The organism is Maricaulis sp. D1M11 (assembly GCF_047308265.1).
Taxonomy (GTDB): Bacteria; Pseudomonadota; Alphaproteobacteria; order Caulobacterales; family Maricaulaceae; genus Maricaulis.
Genome location: NZ_JBKQWY010000013.1, coordinates 2,501 through 5,389, shown reverse-complemented (window position 1 = coordinate 5,389; position 2,889 = coordinate 2,501). Strand labels below are relative to the sequence as shown.

Annotated in this window: 2 rRNA genes (1 of these 2 running past the window's edge); both read right to left on the bottom strand. The window is 55.3% G+C overall.

The annotated features are described in order from the left end of the window. Positions 1–81: 81 nt before the first annotated feature. Positions 82–196 (bottom strand): 5S ribosomal RNA (gene rrf / locus RMQ97_RS15415). 88 nt (positions 197–284) lie between these two features. Next, positions 285–2,889 (bottom strand): 23S ribosomal RNA (locus RMQ97_RS15410) (it continues 182 nt past the right edge of the window).

The following is a 2,889-nucleotide window of genomic DNA, read 5'->3' as shown; positions in this document are numbered from 1 at the left end:
AAAACCCCCGACCACAATGGAGTGCTCGGGGGTTTTTGTGTTTTGTGTTGAGTGGAGGGATTTTGAGGATCTGTAGTGAAGACCGGGCAGTGACCTACTCTCCCACATCTTAAGATGCAGTACCATCGGCGCGAGGGGTCTTAACGGTCGTGTTCGGGATGGGAACGTGTGGGGTCCCCCTGCCATAACCACCCGGTCATCACGACAGATCCTGGAAGAGACATACTGATTGAGGTTGTGTGTCATGCGCCTGGCGAAGCGATCGCCGGGCATGAGCATCTGTTGAGATCAAGTCTATCGAGATATTAGTACCAGTCAGCTTCACGTATCGCTACGCTTCCACATCTGGCCTATCAACGTGGTGGTCTTCCACGACTCTCAAGGGAAAACTGGTTTTGAGGGGGGCTTCCCGCTTAGATGCATTCAGCGGTTATCCCTTCCGTACATAGCTACCCTGCTATGCTGCTGGCGCAACAACAGGTCCACCAGAGGTACGTCCACCCCGGTCCTCTCGTACTAGGGGCAGCTCCTCTCAATTTTCCGACACCCACGGCAGATAGGGACCGAACTGTCTCACGACGTTCTAAACCCAGCTCACGTACCGCTTTAATTGGCGAACAGCCAAACCCTTGGGACCTGCTCCAGCCCCAGGATGCGATGAGCCGACATCGAGGTGCCAAACAATGCCGTCGATATGGACTCTTGGGCATCATCAGCCTGTTATCCCCGGCGTACCTTTTATCCGTTGAGCGATGGCCCTTCCACGCGGGACCACCGGATCACTATGGCCGTCTTTCGACTCTGCTCGACCTGTCAGTCTCGCAGTCAGGCGGGCTTATGCCATTGCACTCAACGAGCGATTTCCGACCGCTCTGAGCCCACCTTCGCGCGCCTCCGTTACTCTTTGGGAGGCGACCGCCCCAGTCAAACTACCCACCAGACAGGGTCCCGGATCCAGGTTCATGGACCGCGGTTAGACATCAACAATAACAAGGGTGGTATTTCAAGGCTGGCTCCACCCGGACTGGCGCCCGGGTTTCAAAGCCTCCCACCTATCCTACACATGTTATCGCTAATGCCACTGTCAAGCTGTAGTAAAGGTGCACGGGGTCTTTCCGTCTGACCGCGGGAACTCCGCATCTTCACGGAGAATTCAATTTCGCTGAGTCTATGCTGGAGACAGCGGGGAAGTCGTTACGCCATTCGTGCAGGTCGGAACTTACCCGACAAGGAATTTCGCTACCTTAGGACCGTTATAGTTACGGCCGCCGTTTACCGGGGCTTCAATTCGGAGCTCTCACTCCTCCTTTTAACCTTCCGGCACCGGGCAGGCGTCAGACCCTATACGTCGTCTTGCGACTTCGCAGAGCCCTGTGTTTTTAATAAACAGTCGCCACCCCCTGGTCTGTGCCCCTGGACACTGCTTGCGCAGAGCCAGGCTCCCTTCTCGCGAACTTACGGGAGCAATTTGCCGAGTTCCTTCAGCATAGTTCTCTCAAGCGCCTTGGTATACTCTACCAGTCCACCTGTGTCGGTTTGGGGTACGGTCTCATGCGGGAGCTATTTCCAGGGACTGCATGGCTGCCAGTTCAATCCGATAAGGACTGACAACGGCCGCAATCCGTCACTACCCGCTGGTTCAGGAATATTAACCTGATTCCCATCGACTACGCCTTTCGGCCTCGCCTTAGGGGCCGACTAACCCTGCGCTGATTAGCATTGCGCAGGAACCCTTGGACTTTCGGCGAGAGGGTCTCTCACCCTCTTTGTCGCTACTCATGTCAGCATTCTCACTTCCGATACCTCCAGCAGCCCTCGCGGGTCTGCCTTCATCGGCCTACGGAACGCTCCGCTACCGCTCTTTCGAGCCCGCAGCTTCGGTGTATCACTTAAGCCCCGTTACATTTTCCGCGCAGGAGCGCTTGACCAGTGAGCTGTTACGCTTTCTTTAAAGGATGGCTGCTTCTAAGCCAACCTCCTGGTTGTCTAAGCACTCCCACATCGTTTCCCACTTAGTGATAACTTAGGGACCTTAGCTGGCGGTCAGGGCTGTTTCCCTCTCCACTACGGACCTTAGCACCCGCAGTGTGTCTGCCATCTAGTACTCCTCGGTATTCGGAGTTTGGTTAGGTTTGGTAAGCCGTTGGGGCCCCCTAGCCCATCCAGTGCTCTACCCCCGAGGGTATTCGGATGACGCTCTACCTAAATAGATTTCGCGGAGAACCAGCTATTTCCGAGTTTGATTGGCCTTTCACCCCTAGCCACAGGTCATCCCCGTCTTTTTCAACAGACGTGGGTTCGGTCCTCCAGTGCGTGTTACCGCACCTTCAACCTGCCCATGGCTAGATCACTCGGCTTCGGGTCTCATCCCACGAACTCAGTCGCCCTATTCAGACTCGCTTTCGCTGCGCCTACACCTAGCGGTTTAAGCTTGCTCGTGAGACGAAGTCGCTGACCCATTATACAAAAGGTACGCCGTCAGGCTTTCGCCCTCCGACTGCTTGTAGGCGTCCAGTTTCAGGGTCTGTTTCACTCCCCTCGTCGGGGTGCTTTTCACCTTTCCCTCACGGTACTGGTTCACTATCGGTCATGTAGGAGTACTTAGGCTTGGAGGGTGGTCCCCCCATGTTCAGACAGGATTTCACGTGTCCCGCCCTACTCAAGTCTCTTTGCTATCCCACCTGTACGGGGCTGTCACCCACTGCGGCCCGACTTTCCAGACGGTTCCAGTTCGATAAACAAAGAGCACTGGCCTGATCCGCGTTCGCTCGCCACTACTAGCGGAGTCTCAATTGATGTCCTTTCCTCCGGGTACTTAGATGTTTCAGTTCCCCGGGTTTGCTTCTAATCCCTATGTATTCAGGATCAGATACCTCACACGAACTCTGG